This is a genomic window from Bacillus sp. PPSBB_2, assembly GCF_045291115.1.
Lineage (GTDB): Bacteria > Bacillota > Bacilli > Bacillales > Bacillaceae_G > Bacillus_A > Bacillus_A cereus.
This window is the reverse complement of sequence record NZ_CP147983.1, coordinates 5,353,952-5,370,016: the sequence shown is the minus strand read 5'-3', so window position 1 is coordinate 5,370,016 and position 16,065 is coordinate 5,353,952. Positions and strand designations below refer to the sequence as shown.

Sequence of the window (16,065 nt, the reverse complement as noted above, 5' to 3'; positions counted from 1 at the left end):
GATGAAAAAAGAGAGAAAGCCTAAAATTGTCATCATGGGAGGCGGAACTGGACTCTCTGTTTTATTAAGAGGATTAAAGCAATATCCTGTTGATATTACAGCAGTTGTTACAATTGCTGATGATGGTGGCAGTTCGGGTAGATTACGTGATGAGCTAGAAATTCCACCTCCAGGTGACATCCGTAACGTACTTGTTGCGTTATCGGATGTAGAGCCACTGGTGGAAGCTTTATTTCAGCACCGTTTCACAACAGGAGACGGACTGAAAGGTCATGCGTTAGGAAATCTATTGTTGGCAGGTATGACCTCGATTACAGGAGACTTTTTCCATGCAATTACAGAAACAAGTAAAGTATTAAATGTCAGAGGACGTGTATTACCAGCAGCGAATCAAAGTGCGGTACTTCATGCGGAACTTGAAGATGGGGAAATTGTAACAGGTGAATCAAAGATTCCTTATTACGGAAAGAAGATTAATCGTGTCTTTTTAACTCCAGAAGATGTAGAGCCATTGCATGAAACGTTGGCTGAGATTAAACGAGCTGATTTACTTGTTTTCGGTCCTGGAAGTTTGTATACGAGTATATTGCCCAATTTAGTTGTTAACAAAATTGGAGACGCTGTTCTTGCTGCAAAGGCGAAGAAGGTATATGTATGTAACGTTATGACACAAGCGGGTGAAACGATGGGATATACTGCTTTTGATCATGTGCAGGCGTTACACGATCATTTAGGGCAACCATTTATCAATACTGCAATTGTAAATAACCGTGAGATTCCTTGTGAATTACGCAAGTCATATGAGGAAGAAATGTCTACACCAGTTGTAGTGGATGAAGAACGTTTTGTTGAAAATAATATTGATGTTATTCAAGAGGGATTAGCGAAGTATGATGATCATGTTGTAAGGCATGATACGTTAAAGTTAGCGTCCATTTTATATTCATTGTTATAAATATGCGTTGCCTCGTTTGAGGTAGCGCTCCTCATTCATATAGGACAAGAATTTTGTTCCATAATAATCGTATAAGGAGGTGTTGACTGTGTCATTTGCATCAGAAACAAAGAAAGAGTTGACGAATCTTGAGATGAAGGAATGCTGTGAGAAAGCAGAATTATCAGCGTTACTTCGAATGAACGGGTCGCTTTCTTTTTCAAACCGTCGTCTATCTATCGATATTCAAACGGAAAATGCGGCAATTGCAAGAAGGATTTATACGCTTTTGAAAAAAGGATATGACGTGACGGTAGAATTGCTTGTCCGTAAAAAAATGCGCTTGAAGAAAAATAATGTATATATTGTGCGGCTTGTTGAGAAGTCTCGCGAAATATTAGCTGATCTTCATATCGTTCGAGATGACTTTTCATTTATTCGAAATATATCACAAGAATTGATTGAGAAGAAATGTTGTAAACGATCGTACTTACGTGGCGCATTTTTAGCAGGTGGTTCAGTAAATAACCCAGAAACATCATCTTATCATTTAGAAATCTTTTCGTTATATAAGGAACATAATGATGCTATATGTGAACTGATGAACGGATTTGATTTAAATAGTAAGACGTTGGAAAGAAGAAAAGGGTACATTACGTATTTGAAAGAAGCAGAAAAAATTACAGAGTTTTTAAATATTATAGGTGCTCATAATGCACTTTTAAGATTTGAAGATATTCGAATCGTACGTGATATGCGTAATTCTGTAAATCGTTTAGTGAACTGCGAAACAGCTAATTTAAATAAAACAATTGGTGCAGCACTAAGACAGATTGAAAATATTCGTTATATTGATGAGACAGTTGGTCTTGATATTTTGCCGGATAAATTACAAGAGATTGCACAATTACGAAGAGATTATCAAGATGTAACATTGAAAGAGTTAGGTGAGATGGTATCCGGGGGGAAGATTAGTAAGTCGGGTATTAATCATCGTTTGCGTAAAATCGATGAAATCGCAGAGAAATTACGCGCGGGGGAAACGTTAGTAAAAAAATAAGAGGTTAAAGGGGAAATGGAGCTGTGGTTCAAAAACGAGTTCAGGTTTCATTAAAAAACGGTTTACAAGCACGTCCGGCTGCGTTGTTTGTACAAGAGGCAAATCGCTTTCATGCAGATATCTTCATCGAGAAAGATGGAAAGACAGTAAATGCAAAGAGCATAATGGGGATTATGAGCTTAGCAATTGGAACTGGAAGCATGATAACAATTACAACAGAAGGTTCAGATGCAGAAGAGGCTTTAGAAGCATTAGCTGCATATGTACAATAAGAAGCTATCGCGTATATGCGATAGCTTTTTGTTTTTGCGGTTTACTTAAAGGGAGTTTTTGGGATAGGGGGTATGTAGGTGGTTTGTCCTTGTCGTGGATTGTCGGTAAATTGATATGTTGTGTCGAACCGTTGATATATTAAAAAAATCGTTGATATAATTTAAGTTTTGTTCGATATAATTGAAAAATCGTTGATATATTTAGGTGAATACCAGGGTGGGTATCCAGACGGAGGTGCATGATAATAAAAAAGCGCCCTGTAATAGGGCGCTTTTTTATGTATCCAGCTCCAGCGGCTAGAATCTCCGGTCGCTTCGCCCCTTCATTCGAGGCAAAAAGCGCCTCGGAATCAGGTGCTCCATCGCCCTGCGATTCTAAACGAGCCGCTTTCGCTTTTAGTTATTAACGATTTGTAAAGATCTTATCGATTAAACCGTATTCTAAAGCTTTTTCTGCTGTCATGAAGTTGTCGCGGTCTGTGTCGCGTTGTAGTACTTCAAGTGGTTGACCAGTGCGGTCAGCAAGAATTTGGTTTAGTTTTTCACGTAAGAATAGGATACGTTTTGCAGCGATTTCGATTTCAGTCGCTTGACCTTGTGCTCCACCAAGTGGTTGGTGAATCATTACTTCACTGTTTGGAAGTGCATAACGTTTTCCTTTTTCACCTGCTGCAAGTAAGAATGCACCCATAGATGCAGCCATACCGATACAGATTGTTGATACTTGTGGTTTAATAAACTGCATTGTATCATAGATTGCCATACCCGCTGTGATAGAACCACCAGGGCTGTTGATGTAGATGTGAATATCTTTTTCTGGATCTTGAGATTCCAAGAATAAAAGCTGGGAAACGATTGAGTTAGCTACGTTGTCATCAATTGCACTACCAAGCATAATGATGCGGTCTTTTAATAGTCGAGAGTAAATATCGTAAGCGCGTTCTCCACGATTTGTTTGTTCAATTACTGTAGGAATTAAATTCATCTGTTATTTCCTCCTTATAAAGCTTTCTTAGTCTTATAATACAATTATGGTCAATAAAGGTCAAACGAAACCACTTTAAATCAAAAAAATATGTAGTTGTACCATGAAATATTCGCTATGTTTTCGAAATTCCCTGCTTATGTATCTTCAACATCATAACCGAATTACATAAATTTAAACGTTATGAAAACTGGAGAAAAAAGAAAAGAACGCCTTTTAACTGAAGCGTTCTTTCGATAATTAGTCTTTTAAAAGATAGGTTACTTTATTTAAAATCTTTTCGATTTGTTTCGCGTTTTTACTATACATTTCGCTTGCTGATTTCGACTTTGTTTCTAAGGAAAATAGTTCAAGATCAGCATGACATTTTTTTAAAGATGCTAATAATAAAGGTTTGTTTTGAGGAGAAGGCATCTGGAGTTTGTCATTGTAAATGTCGATAGTAAGTTGTCCGTATGAATCCACTTGACCGAGGAAGACATTTTCAATAACAACACCGAGTTTTTCTAATTCTGAATGTAGCCAAGCGCGGTTATGTCCGCTTGCTGAAAGAGGTTCATCTAGTACATTTCCATCCATAATAACAGTTTGTGGTTCTTTCTCGTTTGGTACTTTTAAACCGATGTCTTTTGCTGTAAGTGGCTGGGAATCTTTCTTTAATAATACATTTAATTCTCCGCTTGGTTCTAAGACAGCAAATTCGACTTCAGCTACGCTGAACGCACTTTTTCCACGGAGAAGTTCCAGTAATTCGTCACTCGTATATTTTTCTTTCTTCAAGTTATCTTCGAGTATCTTTCCGTCTTTTATTAATACGGTAGATTTCCCTTCAAAGAAGTCCCGAGCTGTTTTGTTCTTTAAAGAGAGGATTCCTGTTAAAAAAGGTACCACAGCGAAAATGAGTATCGCAAAGACGCCGTGAAAAAATTTTGAATCGAGCCCTGTAGATACTTGGGCAGCGATGTCACCAATCGTCATTCCGGCTATGTATTCAAAAAAGGAAAGCTGAGAGATTTGTCTTTTCCCTAACCATTTCGTAATAGCGAATAAAATAATTAATATGAATACAGAGCGAAGAATGACAAGTGTCCATTCCGGCAGGTGAGACATAGTCGTTTCCTCCAGTCTACTTAAAACCCTTTATATTGAGGTTCTTCACGTTCTAATACTGAAATTCTATCCTTTAAATCAGCGATGATGCTGTCCATTTCTAACATACATTCATGAAATACGCGTTTTGATTCTTCGTCTTGTGAATTTAATGAAAGGGAGCTTAAACTTGCTTGGGCGCCCCTTACACTAGCAAGGCAAGTTTTTACGCTAGCGATAACAGTCATATAAACACCTTTTATCCTTTCGGTTTGAATAATAATGCTCCAATGAAGCCGAAAATAATAGCTGCTGATACACCGGCGCTCGTTACTTTAAACATGCCGGTAATAACGCCAACGATGCCATGTTTTGCAGCTTCTTCCATTGCGCCATGAACGAGGGCATTACCAAAGCTTGTAATAGGTACAGTTGCCCCGGCTCCAGCGAAATCAATTAATGGCTCATACAAATTAAATCCATCTAATATAGCTCCAGCAACAACGAGTGTTGCCATTGTATGAGCGGGTGTTAGTTTGCCGACATCAAACATAAGTTGGCCGATTACACATATGAGTCCGCCAATGACGAAAGCCCAGAAAAAAATCATTGCGTTGCACCTCCAAATTCAATCGAAACGGCATGAGCGATACACGGAATCGTTTCTTCTTGTTGGAATGTAAGTGGAGATAGTAAAGCGCCTGTCGCAACGACAAGTATTTTTTTGAACTCTCCTCTTTTCATTCGGTTTAATAAATGACCGTACACGACTGTTGCGGAACATCCAGGCCCACTAGCACCAGCTATGACAGGTTGTCCTTCTCTATAAATGATAATTCCGCAATCTTGAAATTGTTCGCTCGTTACTTTCGTTCCGTGTTTATGTAGTAAGTCATAAGCAATTTCGCGTCCTACATGTCCGAGATCGCCTGTTACGATTAAATCGTAGTAAGAGGCATCAATTTGGCGTTCACGTAAATGGGCTTCAATTGTATCAACTGCAGCTGGAGCCATTGCGCCTCCCATATTAAACGGATCCGTTAATCCCATATCAACAACTCGCCCAATCGTTGCAGATGTTACTCTTGGACCATGGCCAGTATCGCTTAAAATAGCGGCTCCTGCTCCGGTTACTGTCCACTGTGCAGTAGGCGGCTTTTGTCCACCGTATTCGGTAGGGTAGCGGAATTGTTTTTCTACAGCAGTATTATGGCTTGAAGCTCCAGTTAATAAATATTTTGCACCTTTTGCATTTACGATACTTGCCCCAAGTGCTAAACCTTCCATAGAAGTAGAGCAAGCCCCGAATAATCCGAGATAAGGAGTGCCCAGTGTGCGGCAAGCAAAGCTTGTTGGAGTAATTTGATTAATTAAATCTCCTGCGAGTATGAATTGAATATCATCTTTACGAAGCTCTGCTTTTTCAGTAGCGCGACTACAAGCTTCTTCGAATAAAATTTTATGTGCTTTTTCATAGGAATCTTGTCCGAGCCATAAATCTTCATGAAGGATATCGAAGTCTTCTGGGATGTTCCCCTTTGCTTCAAATGGTCCACCGACAACCCCTGTTGAGATAATGACTGGTTTGTTTTCAAATACCCACGTTCGGTGTCCTTGTAACATTTATAGCCCTCCCCATTGAACGAGAATAGTTTTAATAAGTGCGATGACGAAAGCGGAAAATACACCAAATAAAATAACAGAACCAGCTAGTTTAAACATATTGCCGCCAACGCCAAGGACAAATCCTTCCGTTCGATGCTCAATACATGCGGCAATAACAGAGTTACCAAATCCAGTAACAGGTACAGCTGTACCTGCTCCGGCAAACTGTCCAAAACGATCGTATATACCAAATCCAGTTAGTAACATGGAGATGAAAATGAGAGTTGCGACTGTTGGATTGCCTGCTGAGCGTTCAGTGAAATCAAAATATGTGATGTAAAAAGTAGAAATGAGTTGTCCGATGAAGCAAATAAAACCACCGACGAAAAAGGCTTTTATACAATTTTTTAAGACAGGTCGTTTCGGTTCGCGTTCTTGTTCGAATTTTTTATACTCCTGTTGTACAGGGGTTAAGTTTTTATCTTTACTAGCCATTGCAATCCTTCCTTTTCTTTTAAAAAGCGTTAAGTGTTAGACTCCATTTTTTTACCAATGAATTTTAATTGTTTATTAATTTCATCTTTAGATACTTCTTTTTCCTTAATTTTTCTTTCGAGTTTTTCGAGTAACATAAAGATTTTTTTATCTGTACTGACACGAACATCGAAAGTAGGGTGCTCATCACTTAGTTGCTTTTGAAGCTTTTTACGCAGCGGCTTTAATCCAAACCTTTCGTGATGCTCAGGTGTAACTGCTATGTAGAGATCTAAATTTGAATTCACTGCTGTGCTTTTTATAATTTCATCCATAGCGAGAGCTCTTTTTTTCGCTCCTTGTGATATAGATTGATTAAAGGATTCCGTACTCGTCTTTGTTAACTTTGGACCTTTTTCTTTCTCCGTTCGTTTTGCTTCTTCTTTCACTTTTTTATCTAAAGGACTATTATCACATCCGGTAAAAGAGCTAAATAGAAGTGCAAATAATGCGGTTATGAGGCCGAGTTTTCGCATAATTATCATTCCATTTCTATTGCAATATGTAATGTGATAGAAAAAGGATGACTGCATATCATCCTTTTTCTATTTCACAGCAAGACCGATTCGTTATTGCTGTGAGTATTGTGGTTCTTCTTGTTGGACTTCTTCAACGCGTGGGTTTTTAAAGAATCGATAATCGTTTGTGTTTGCTGCGCAGCTGTTTGGAAAAGTTGCTTCGCTTGTTGGTTATCCGTATCAAGAGCGAATCCCTTTAAGCTAGCTTGTGCACTTTTTAATCCAGAAACAGTTTGCTTTAATTTTGTAATTACAGTCATTGAATGAAGCCCCCTTTGGAATATCAATTCAAAGATTATAATTTGTGAGTTGGGGTGAATTTATGATTGGAAAATTTAGGAGTGGAATAGATTTTATATGCTTTTAGCTAAGAACCTGTCTAGAATCTTTTCAATAAAATTGCCACACCTGCCAATAAGCAACTTTGTCTACTGTTTTCAAGTGTTCGTTCACAGTTTTTCCACAGTCTGCGGTAATTTTCCAACCAAGCAAAAGTTCGCTCTACGATCCAGCGTTTGGGTAACACAACAAACTTGTGAAGTTCCGAGCGTTTGATAATTTCAACTGAACAATGAATCGTTTCTTTTATCGATTGTGCAAATGATGGGCCCGTATATCCACCATCACAAAGTATATTTGTCACTTTGTCCAATGATTTTTTATGCTTTTCACACATTTGGATAGCACCTTCTCGATCTGTTATATTCGCAGTTGTTACTTCAATCGCATGAATGAGACCATTGGTGTCTACAGCGATATGTCGTTTGATTCCTGATACTTTCTTTCCCGCATCGTAGCCTTTTTCACTCGCTATCCATGTGTTTTTTACACTTTGTGCATCTACGATGCAGAAGCTTGTCTGTTTTTTTCGACCCTCTTGTTCACGATAGGTTTCGATCAATTTTTTTATGCACTTTTTCAAGAAGACTTATGCCATTCTCGTCTACTTTCCGCCAAATCTGGTAGTAGGAATAGACGGTTTTCCAGTTTGGAAAGTCCCTTGGCAGATTACGCCATTGACAACCTGTCGTAAGCAAATATAGTACACCGCAGAATACCTCGTACAAATCAACTGTGCGTGGGCGCGTCGTTTTCCGTGCATTTTCTAAATCTTCACGAATCAGTTCAAACTGTTTACGAGTAATATTACTGGTATAATCATGTATCATTAGGAAACATCCTTTTTTGTATAGATTATATCATAGATTTCAGACAGGTTCTAAGGTGCATAAGGTATTATGGGGATATTTTTATTGATTTAGATGGATTTTATTGCTATTATTATGAGAAGAAAATGAAGTGTTTTCTATAATCATGCGCCCATAGCTCAGTCGGATAGAGCGGTGGTTTCCGGTACCACGTCTGCCGGGGGTTCGAATCCCTCTGGGCGCGTCAAAAAGTCCTAACTTACGTTTTGTAGGTTAGGACTTTTTTTATTTCCCTCTTGTTATATCTAGTAATAAGATTTACTATTAGTACTTGATAATAATTTTTTAACTTTATTATTTTCTTTCAATATTATTCAAATTTCGGTTGTAAGTTGTAAATCTCATTAATACATATAAATTAATAATATTTTGGAATGGGTGTCTGCGTGAGGATTCTCCTTTTACCAAACTTATTGTACAATAGAAACAAGGGGGAGATTAGTTTGAAGGCAAGTCTTTTACAAGAACAAAGCTTACGTTTGGCAATGACACAAGAGTTAAGGCAAGCGATTACAATGCTCCAGTATAATGTACAAGAATTATCGGATTTTTTGTATGAGCAATCGTTAGAGAATCCCCTTATTGAGTTAGGTGGTTTTGAGAGGGAGAAGAAAAAGAGCTCTAACAACAGTAAAAGTACCAGCAAACAAGTCGAGAATCAGATGGAGATCTACAGTGTGGATTCTACAACGATTCAGCAACATTTATTAAATCAAATACAGTATTATAAAATAGATGAAGAAGAGCGAAAAGTAGCTTCTTTCATTATTATGAACATGGATGGAAATGGATATTTACAAGAAACGAATGAAGAGTTAGCAGAGCTCCTTTCTGCACATATTCATGTAGTCGACCGTTCTGTAGAGCTTGTCCAATCACTGGAGCCAGCAGGGGTAGGGGCGCGTAATATTCAGGAATGTTTAACTTTGCAATTGAAGCGCTTACAAAGACGTAATGGATTAGCAGAAGAGGTTGTAGAAGATCATTTCGCTTATTTCGTGAAGAAAGATTGGCGAAAGCTCGTTCAAGTGTTGAAGTGTAGTAATGAGGAATTGCAGAGTGCGGTAAATTGTATAACGTCATTACAACCAAAACCAGGTCTTGCGTTTTCTTCAGATAAACCACTTTACATTGTACCTGATATGGCGGTGAAAAAAGATGGCGATCGCCTCGTCTTACAAATGAACGAGAGAAATATGCCGAGAATTGAAATTCATTCTGAATATAGTGCGCTTCTTAATAATAGTGAAAGTGAAGTAGCATCTTACGTATCAGAAAAGTATCAGCATGTGCAGTGGATTATGCGCAGTTTGAAGCAGAGAAAACAGACATTGCTGCAAGTAATGACTATTATTATGGAAAAACAACGTGATTTCTTCTGGAAAGGTCCAGAGTATTTAAGACCTCTCGCTTTAAAAGAGGTAGCGGAAGAGTTAAGTGTGCATGAATCGACAATTAGTCGTGCGACGCGAAATAAATATGTGCAAACACCACACGGTTTATTTGAGATGAAATCGTTCTTTAGCAATGCCGTTTCGACGACTGAAGATGAAGCAGTTTCTACAAAACGTGTAAAACAATTTATTCAAACGCTAATTGGGGCAGAGGATAAGAAAAAGCCACTTTCGGATCAAAAGATTTCAAAATTATTAGAAGAAGAGCACGAAATTGTTATTTCTCGAAGAACAGTGGCGAAGTATAGAGAACAAATGCATATCCCAGCTTCGTCATTACGAAAAACGATCGGATAGGTGAAGAAGATGAAAGTTGTACTGTATACTAAAAAAGATTGTGGCCTTTGCGTGAAGGCGAAACAAGTTTTAAAGGAAGTACAATGTGAATATTCTTTTCAAATCGAGGAAATAGATATATATGAAGATAATGACCTTTTAGAAAAATATCACTTAATGATTCCGGTTGTAGAAATGGACGGAAAACAAGTAGAATATGGTAACATTCACAAAGGTGTCATAATAAACTATATAAAGAATGCAGTTAAGAGTTGAATAAGTTTCTATCTCCTGTTACAATAATACACGTAGCAGGGATTATTTTTTTAACCTATGTGGGACACAAAATGTCACTACGGGACGTAAAGTGACCATGAAGGAAAAATGAACCGATGTAGTGAGGAGAAAAGATATGCGCTCATGGATTCAGAATACAAAAAAATTATTACCTGATCTGCTACCTGTTATGCAAACGAGAATGCAAATTCTTCAATACATTAGGCTCATGCAGCCGATTGGAAGAAGAAACTTATCAGCAAGTCTCGGTATGACAGAACGAGTATTGCGAAGTGAAGTTCAAGTTTTGAAAGAACAAAACTTAGTTCACGTCGCTTCTTCTGGAATGACTTTGACAGAAGAAGGAACAACTTTAGTTCTTGCTTTGGAAGACTTTATGAAAGAAATTTCCGGGTTAAAGGTTTTAGAAAAGCAACTTAAGGAAACATTAGACTTGGATGAAGTTTTCGTTGTCCCTGGTGATAGTGATGAATCACCTTGGGTCAAACTGGAGATGGGCCGTGCTTGTGTGACTTGTATAAAAGACCGTCTGACAGCGAATAATATCGTTGCTGTGGCTGGAGGAACTACGCTAGCTGCTGCTGCGGACATGATGCAACTTGATTGCAAAGATTTACATATGCTATTTGTCCCAGCACGTGGTGGAATTGGAGAAGGCGTCGAATTAGAAGCCAATACCATTTGTGCCAAGATGGCACAAAATACGATGAGTAATTATCGCTTGTTGTATGTTCCAGACCATGTTAGTAGCGAAGCATATGCGTCTATTGTGACAGAGCCTTCCGTGAAAGAAGTTCTTGAGTTGATTCGATCTTCCAATATCGTCATTCATGGAATAGGTGATGCGTTAACAATGGCACGTCGCAGAAGTACTTCAGAAGCAGATTGGTTAAAGATTCAGGCAAGCGAAGCAGTTGGCGAAGCTTTCGGTTACTACTTTAATGAAGAAGGAAATGTTGTTCATAAAGTAAGAACAGTTGGTATGCAACTAGAGGATTTACAAAATGTATCTCACGTTGTTGCAGTCGCTGGAGGTTCTTCAAAGGCAAAAGCAATACAGGCTGTAATTAAACAAGGGCACACTTCAATTCTAATTACAGATGAAGGTGCAGCAAAACAGTTAACAAAGGGTTTTACCCTTTAATATAATCCCCCAAGGAGGAAATTCAAATGACTAAAATTGGTATTAATGGATTTGGACGTATCGGACGTAACGTATTCCGCGCAGCTCTTAACAACTCTGAGGTAGAAGTAGTAGCAATCAACGACTTAACAGATGCTAAAACATTAGCTCACCTTTTAAAATATGACACAGTTCACGGAACTTTAAATGCAGAAGTATCTGCTAACGAAAACAGCATCGTTGTTAACGGTAAAGAAATTAAAGTTATCGCTGAGCGTGACCCAGCTCAATTACCATGGAGCGACTACGGAGTAGAAGTAGTAGTAGAATCTACTGGCCGTTTCACTAAAAAATCAGACGCTGAGAAACACTTAGGTGGATCAGTTAAGAAAGTTATCATCTCAGCTCCAGCTTCTGACGAAGATATCACTGTAGTTATGGGTGTTAACCACGAACAATACGATGCAGCTAACCACAACGTAGTATCTAACGCTTCTTGTACTACAAACTGTCTAGCTCCATTCGCTAAAGTATTAAACGAAAAATTCGGCGTAAAACGCGGAATGATGACAACAATTCACTCTTACACTAACGACCAACAAATCTTAGACTTACCACACAAAGATTTACGTCGTGCTCGTGCAGCAGCTGAAAACATGATCCCAACATCTACTGGTGCAGCTAAAGCTGTAGCATTAGTATTACCAGAACTTAAAGGTAAATTAAACGGTGGCGCTGTACGTGTTCCAACTGCTAACGTTTCTCTAGTTGACCTAGTTGTTGAACTTGACAAAGAAGTAACAGTTGAAGAGGTAAATGCAGCATTCAAAGCAGCAGCTGAAGGTGAATTAAAAGGTATCCTTGGATACAGCGAAGAGCCATTAGTATCTATCGACTATAACGGATGTACAGCTTCTTCTACAATCGATGCATTATCTACAATGGTAATGGAAGGTAACATGGTTAAAGTACTTTCTTGGTACGATAACGAAACTGGTTACTCTAACCGCGTAGTAGACCTAGCAGCTTACATGACTTCAAAAGGTCTTTAATTCTTAATTATATAAGTTATCAATGACAAAACGAGGGAGAGGGTTTGTTCCCTCTCTCTCTTCTTTCGTTTTAAAAGCAAATGTGTTAAGCTTTTGAGTGGGTTTTGTCAATCCTAACTAGTAGTCGGAGGGAAATCCAATGAACAAAAAATCAATTCGTGACGTAGATTTAAAAGGTAAGCGTGTATTTTGCCGCGTTGATTTCAACGTACCTATGAAAGAAGGCAAAATTACAGATGAAACTCGTATCCGTGCAGCTCTTCCTACAATTCAATATTTAGTAGAGCAAGGTGCGAAAGTTATTTTAGCAAGTCACTTAGGCCGTCCAAAAGGTCAAGTAGTAGAAGAAATGCGTTTAACTCCAGTAGCAGCACGTTTAGGCGAGCTTCTTGGTAAAGACGTTAAAAAAGCGGACGAAGCATTCGGACCAGTTGCACAAGAAATGGTTGCAGCAATGAACGAAGGCGACGTATTAGTTCTTGAAAACGTACGTTTCTATGCGGGCGAAGAAAAGAACGATGCAGAACTTGCGAAAGAATTTGCAGCACTTGCTGACATCTTCGTAAACGATGCATTCGGTGCAGCTCACCGTGCTCACGCTTCTACAGCAGGTATCGCAGACTACCTACCAGCAGTATCTGGTCTATTAATGGAAAAAGAGTTAGATGTACTTGGTAAAGCACTTTCTAACCCAGAACGTCCATTTACAGCTATTATCGGTGGTGCGAAAGTAAAAGATAAAATCGGTGTAATTCGTCATCTATTAGACAAAGTAGATAACTTAATCATCGGTGGTGGACTTGCTTACACATTCGTTAAAGCTTTAGGTCATGAAATTGGTCTATCTCTATGTGAAGACGACAAGATCGAACTAGCTAAAGAATTTATGCAACTTGCAAAAGAAAAAGGCGTAAACTTCTACATGCCAGTTGATGTTGTAATCACTGAGGAATTCTCTGAAACTGCAACAACTAAAATCGTTGGTATCGACTCTATCCCTTCTAACTGGGAAGGCGTGGACATCGGTCCTAAAACACGTGAAATTTATGCAGATGTAATTAAAAATTCTAAGCTTGTTGTATGGAATGGACCAATGGGTGTATTCGAAATGACTCCATTCGCAGAAGGTACAAAAGCAGTAGGACAAGCATTAGCAGATGCAGAAGATACATACTCTGTTATCGGCGGTGGTGACTCTGCAGCAGCTGTTGAAAAATTCGGTATGGCTGATAAAATGAGCCACATTTCTACTGGCGGCGGTGCGTCATTAGAATTCATGGAAGGTAAAGAGCTTCCAGGTGTAGTTTGTCTTAACGACAAATAAGTAGCAGCCAAAGAAAAAGGACGGTGCAAAGCATGCGTAAACCAATTATCGCAGGTAACTGGAAAATGAATAAAACTCTATCAGAAGCAGTTAGCTTCGTAGAGGAAGTTAAAGGTCAAATCCCAGCAGCTTCAGCTGTTGATGCAGTAGTTTGCTCTCCAGCTCTATTCTTAGAGCGCCTTGTAGCAGCAACTGAAGGAACTGACTTACAAGTAGGTGCACAAAACATGCACTTCGAAAAAAATGGTGCATTCACTGGCGAAATTAGCCCAGTAGCACTTAGCGACTTAAAAGTTGGCTATGTAGTACTTGGCCACTCTGAGCGTCGTGAAATGTTTGCCGAAACAGATGAGTCAGTAAACAAAAAGACTATCGCAGCATTTGAACATGGTTTAACACCAATCGTATGTTGTGGTGAGACTTTAGAAGAGCGCGAAAGCGGAAAAACATTTGATCTAGTAGCAGGTCAAGTGACAAAAGCACTTGCAGGTTTAACAGAAGAGCAAGTTAAAGCAACTGTTATCGCTTATGAGCCAATCTGGGCTATCGGTACAGGGAAATCTTCTTCTTCTGCAGATGCAAACGAAGTATGTGCGCACATCCGTAAAGTTGTTGCAGAAGCTGTTTCTCCAAAAGCTGCAGAAGCTGTTCGTATCCAATACGGCGGTAGCGTAAAACCAGAAAACATTAAAGAGTATATGGCACAATCTGACATCGACGGCGCTTTAGTTGGCGGTGCTAGCTTAGAGCCTGCTTCGTTCTTAGGTCTTCTGGGGGCGGTAAAATGAGAAAGCCAACAGCTTTAATCATTCTTGACGGTTTCGGACTTCGTGAAGAAACTTACGGGAATGCTGTAGCACAAGCTAAGAAACCTAATTTTGATGGTTACTGGAACAAATTCCCTCACACAACGCTTACAGCTTGTGGCGAGGCGGTAGGTCTTCCAGAAGGTCAAATGGGTAACTCTGAGGTTGGTCACTTAAATATCGGTGCTGGCCGCGTAGTATATCAAAGCTTAACACGCGTTAACGTTGCAATTCGTGAAGGTGAGTTCGATAAGAACGAAACTTTCCAAAATGCAATTAAAAGTGTAAAAGAAAAAGGTACTGCACTTCATTTATTCGGTTTACTTTCTGACGGTGGTGTGCACAGTCACATGAACCATATGTTTGCTCTTCTTCGCCTAGCAGCAAAAGAAGGCGTGGAGAAAGTTTATATCCATGCATTCTTAGACGGCCGCGATGTTGGACCACAAACAGCAAAAGGTTATATCGATGCAACGAATGAAGTAATTAAAGAAACAGGAGTAGGACAATTCGCGACTATCTCTGGTCGTTATTACTCTATGGACCGTGACAAGCGTTGGGATCGCGTAGAAAAATGTTACAGTGCTATGGTGAATGGTGAAGGCCCTACTTATAAATCAGCAGAAGAGTGTGTAGAAGACTCTTATGCGAACGGTATCTATGATGAATTCGTATTGCCGTCTGTAATTGTTAACGAAGATAACACGCCAGTTGCAACAATCAATGATGATGATGCAGTTATCTTCTATAACTTCCGTCCAGACCGTGCAATTCAAATTGCTCGTGTATTTACAAACGAAGACTTCCGTGAGTTCGATCGTGGTGAAAAAGTACCTCACATTCCAGAATTCGTATGTATGACACACTTCAGTGAAACTGTAGATGGTTACGTGGCATTCAAGCCAATGAACCTTGATAACACTTTAGGTGAAGTTGTTGCGCAAGCGGGATTAAAGCAACTTCGCATCGCGGAAACTGAAAAGTATCCGCACGTTACATTCTTCTTTAGCGGTGGTCGTGAGGCTGAATTCCCAGGAGAAGAGCGTATCTTAATTAACTCACCGAAGGTTGCAACGTATGACTTGAAACCTGAAATGAGCATTTACGAAGTAACGGACGCTTTAGTAAATGAAATCGAAAATGATAAACATGATGTTATCATTCTTAACTTTGCGAACTGTGATATGGTTGGGCATTCTGGGATGATGGAACCAACAATTAAAGCAGTAGAAGCAACTGACGAATGTTTAGGAAAAGTTGTAGAAGCGATTCTTGCAAAAGATGGTGTAGCACTTATTACTGCTGACCATGGTAATGCTGATCAGGAGTTAACTGCTGATGGCGGTCCTATGACAGCTCATACAACTAACCCGGTTCCTTTCATCGTTACAAAAAATGATGTAGAGCTTCGTGAAGGTGGTATTTTAGGAGATATCGCTCCAACAATGCTTACACTTTTAAATGTGGAACAACCGAAAGAAATGACAGGTAAAACAATTATTAAATAATTTGCTTATATAAAAAGGAG

18 protein-coding genes, 1 tRNA gene and 1 pseudogene are annotated in these 16,065 nt (G+C 39.1%); 11 read left to right on the top strand and 9 right to left on the bottom strand.

Going from position 1 to position 16,065, the window contains the following annotated elements:
- Position 1 precedes the first annotated feature (1 nt).
- The 3 genes from yvcK to V6946_RS27335 all read left to right on the top strand — a co-directional run bounded on the left by yvcK (position 2) and on the right by V6946_RS27335 (position 2,266).
- Positions 2–955, top strand: a complete 954-nt coding sequence (yvcK, locus tag V6946_RS27345; RefSeq protein ID WP_000712188.1) for a YvcK family protein — start codon at positions 2–4, stop codon at positions 953–955.
- A gap of 88 nt (positions 956–1,043) precedes the next feature.
- On the top strand, positions 1,044–1,994 hold the full coding sequence (gene whiA / locus V6946_RS27340; protein ID WP_000006558.1) for a DNA-binding protein WhiA: 951 nt from the start codon (positions 1,044–1,046) through the stop codon (positions 1,992–1,994).
- Between the two features lie 23 nt (positions 1,995–2,017).
- Positions 2,018–2,266, top strand: coding sequence for an HPr family phosphocarrier protein (locus V6946_RS27335; RefSeq protein ID WP_000250307.1), 249 nt, complete (start codon positions 2,018–2,020; stop codon positions 2,264–2,266).
- Positions 2,267–2,669: 403 nt separating this feature from the next.
- Here the strand turns inward: V6946_RS27335 and clpP are convergent, their stop codons facing one another.
- The 9 genes and pseudogenes from clpP to V6946_RS27290 form a co-directional block, all read right to left on the bottom strand.
- Complete coding sequence (gene clpP / locus V6946_RS27330) at positions 2,670–3,251, bottom strand: ATP-dependent Clp endopeptidase proteolytic subunit ClpP (protein WP_001049162.1); 582 nt, start codon at positions 3,249–3,251, stop codon at positions 2,670–2,672.
- A gap of 240 nt (positions 3,252–3,491) precedes the next feature.
- On the bottom strand, positions 3,492–4,361 hold the full coding sequence (locus V6946_RS27325; protein ID WP_000018924.1) for a DUF421 domain-containing protein: 870 nt from the start codon (positions 4,359–4,361) through the stop codon (positions 3,492–3,494).
- Between the two features lie 20 nt (positions 4,362–4,381).
- The gene (locus tag V6946_RS27320) at positions 4,382–4,588 is read right to left on the bottom strand and encodes a DUF1657 domain-containing protein (protein WP_000215907.1); all 207 of its coding nucleotides are present in this window, start codon (positions 4,586–4,588) and stop codon (positions 4,382–4,384) included.
- Between the two features lie 11 nt (positions 4,589–4,599).
- Positions 4,600–4,950, bottom strand: coding sequence for a stage V sporulation protein AE (spoVAE, locus tag V6946_RS27315; RefSeq protein ID WP_000575919.1), 351 nt, complete (start codon positions 4,948–4,950; stop codon positions 4,600–4,602).
- Positions 4,947–5,963 carry a stage V sporulation protein AD gene (gene spoVAD, locus V6946_RS27310; RefSeq protein WP_000938968.1) on the bottom strand — a complete coding sequence of 339 codons (1,017 nt, stop codon included), beginning with the start codon at positions 5,961–5,963 and terminating at the stop codon, positions 4,947–4,949. Before spoVAD ends, spoVAE begins: the two co-directional genes overlap by 4 nt.
- Positions 5,964–6,440, bottom strand: coding sequence for a stage V sporulation protein AC (gene spoVAC / locus V6946_RS27305; protein ID WP_000146953.1), 477 nt, complete (start codon positions 6,438–6,440; stop codon positions 5,964–5,966). It lies immediately after the preceding gene.
- Between the two features lie 29 nt (positions 6,441–6,469).
- Positions 6,470–6,955 (bottom strand): YhcN/YlaJ family sporulation lipoprotein, encoded by a 486-nt coding sequence (locus V6946_RS27300; RefSeq protein WP_001228545.1) that lies wholly within the window; start codon positions 6,953–6,955, stop codon positions 6,470–6,472.
- A gap of 93 nt (positions 6,956–7,048) precedes the next feature.
- Positions 7,049–7,257, bottom strand: a pseudogene (locus tag V6946_RS27295) (DUF1657 domain-containing protein).
- 119 nt (positions 7,258–7,376) lie between these two features.
- Positions 7,377–8,166, bottom strand: a protein-coding gene (locus V6946_RS27290) for an IS5 family transposase (protein WP_372584424.1) whose coding sequence is annotated in 2 segments (ribosomal slippage) — positions 7,377–7,907 and positions 7,909–8,166 — 789 coding nt in all. Because the reading frame shifts where the segments join, the coding sequence is not laid out codon by codon here.
- A 147-nt stretch (positions 8,167–8,313) separates the two neighbouring features.
- Between V6946_RS27290 and V6946_RS27285 the strand changes: the two genes are divergently transcribed.
- From V6946_RS27285 to gpmI, 8 genes are all read left to right on the top strand, one after another.
- A tRNA-Arg gene (locus tag V6946_RS27285) sits at positions 8,314–8,389 on the top strand.
- A 259-nt stretch (positions 8,390–8,648) separates the two neighbouring features.
- Positions 8,649–9,956 carry an RNA polymerase factor sigma-54 gene (gene rpoN / locus V6946_RS27280; RefSeq protein ID WP_366982093.1) on the top strand — a complete coding sequence of 436 codons (1,308 nt, stop codon included), beginning with the start codon at positions 8,649–8,651 and terminating at the stop codon, positions 9,954–9,956.
- Positions 9,957–9,965: 9 nt separating this feature from the next.
- Positions 9,966–10,211, top strand: a complete 246-nt coding sequence (locus V6946_RS27275; protein WP_000869726.1) for a glutaredoxin family protein — start codon at positions 9,966–9,968, stop codon at positions 10,209–10,211.
- Positions 10,212–10,347: 136 nt separating this feature from the next.
- Positions 10,348–11,376 carry a gapA transcriptional regulator CggR gene (gene cggR, locus V6946_RS27270; RefSeq protein ID WP_001258190.1) on the top strand — a complete coding sequence of 343 codons (1,029 nt, stop codon included), beginning with the start codon at positions 10,348–10,350 and terminating at the stop codon, positions 11,374–11,376.
- 26 nt (positions 11,377–11,402) lie between these two features.
- Complete coding sequence (gap, locus tag V6946_RS27265; RefSeq protein WP_000161236.1) at positions 11,403–12,407, top strand: type I glyceraldehyde-3-phosphate dehydrogenase; 1,005 nt, start codon at positions 11,403–11,405, stop codon at positions 12,405–12,407.
- Positions 12,408–12,546: 139 nt separating this feature from the next.
- Positions 12,547–13,731: a phosphoglycerate kinase gene (locus V6946_RS27260; RefSeq protein ID WP_001036350.1), complete on the top strand. Its 1,185-nt coding sequence runs from the start codon at positions 12,547–12,549 to the stop codon at positions 13,729–13,731.
- Between the two features lie 32 nt (positions 13,732–13,763).
- Complete coding sequence (tpiA, locus tag V6946_RS27255) at positions 13,764–14,519, top strand: triose-phosphate isomerase (RefSeq protein WP_366982092.1); 756 nt, start codon at positions 13,764–13,766, stop codon at positions 14,517–14,519.
- Positions 14,516–16,045, top strand: a complete 1,530-nt coding sequence (gpmI, locus tag V6946_RS27250) for a 2,3-bisphosphoglycerate-independent phosphoglycerate mutase (protein ID WP_001231158.1) — start codon at positions 14,516–14,518, stop codon at positions 16,043–16,045. The genes tpiA and gpmI overlap by 4 nt, the downstream gene beginning before the upstream one ends.
- Positions 16,046–16,065 lie beyond the last annotated feature (20 nt).

Bases quoted from the DNA above. Each gene is read 5' to 3' on its own strand.
- yvcK (WP_000712188.1), top strand. From the start codon at position 2: ATGAAAAAAGAGAGAAAGCCTAAAATTGTCATCATGGGAGGCGGAACT.
- clpP (WP_001049162.1), bottom strand. From the start codon at position 3,251: ATGAATTTAATTCCTACAGTAATTGAACAAACAAATCGTGGAGAACGC.
- V6946_RS27325 (WP_000018924.1), bottom strand. From the start codon at position 4,361: ATGTCTCACCTGCCGGAATGGACACTTGTCATTCTTCGCTCTGTATTC.
- V6946_RS27320 (WP_000215907.1), bottom strand. From the start codon at position 4,588: ATGACTGTTATCGCTAGCGTAAAAACTTGCCTTGCTAGTGTAAGGGGC.
- spoVAE (WP_000575919.1), bottom strand. From the start codon at position 4,950: ATGATTTTTTTCTGGGCTTTCGTCATTGGCGGACTCATATGTGTAATC.
- spoVAD (WP_000938968.1), bottom strand. From the start codon at position 5,963: ATGTTACAAGGACACCGAACGTGGGTATTTGAAAACAAACCAGTCATT.
- spoVAC (WP_000146953.1), bottom strand. From the start codon at position 6,440: ATGGCTAGTAAAGATAAAAACTTAACCCCTGTACAACAGGAGTATAAA.
- V6946_RS27300 (WP_001228545.1), bottom strand. From the start codon at position 6,955: ATGCGAAAACTCGGCCTCATAACCGCATTATTTGCACTTCTATTTAGC.
- V6946_RS27275 (WP_000869726.1), top strand. From the start codon at position 9,966: ATGAAAGTTGTACTGTATACTAAAAAAGATTGTGGCCTTTGCGTGAAG.
- cggR (WP_001258190.1), top strand. From the start codon at position 10,348: ATGCGCTCATGGATTCAGAATACAAAAAAATTATTACCTGATCTGCTA.
- gap (WP_000161236.1), top strand. From the start codon at position 11,403: ATGACTAAAATTGGTATTAATGGATTTGGACGTATCGGACGTAACGTA.
- V6946_RS27260 (WP_001036350.1), top strand. From the start codon at position 12,547: ATGAACAAAAAATCAATTCGTGACGTAGATTTAAAAGGTAAGCGTGTA.
- tpiA (WP_366982092.1), top strand. From the start codon at position 13,764: ATGCGTAAACCAATTATCGCAGGTAACTGGAAAATGAATAAAACTCTA.
- gpmI (WP_001231158.1), top strand. From the start codon at position 14,516: ATGAGAAAGCCAACAGCTTTAATCATTCTTGACGGTTTCGGACTTCGT.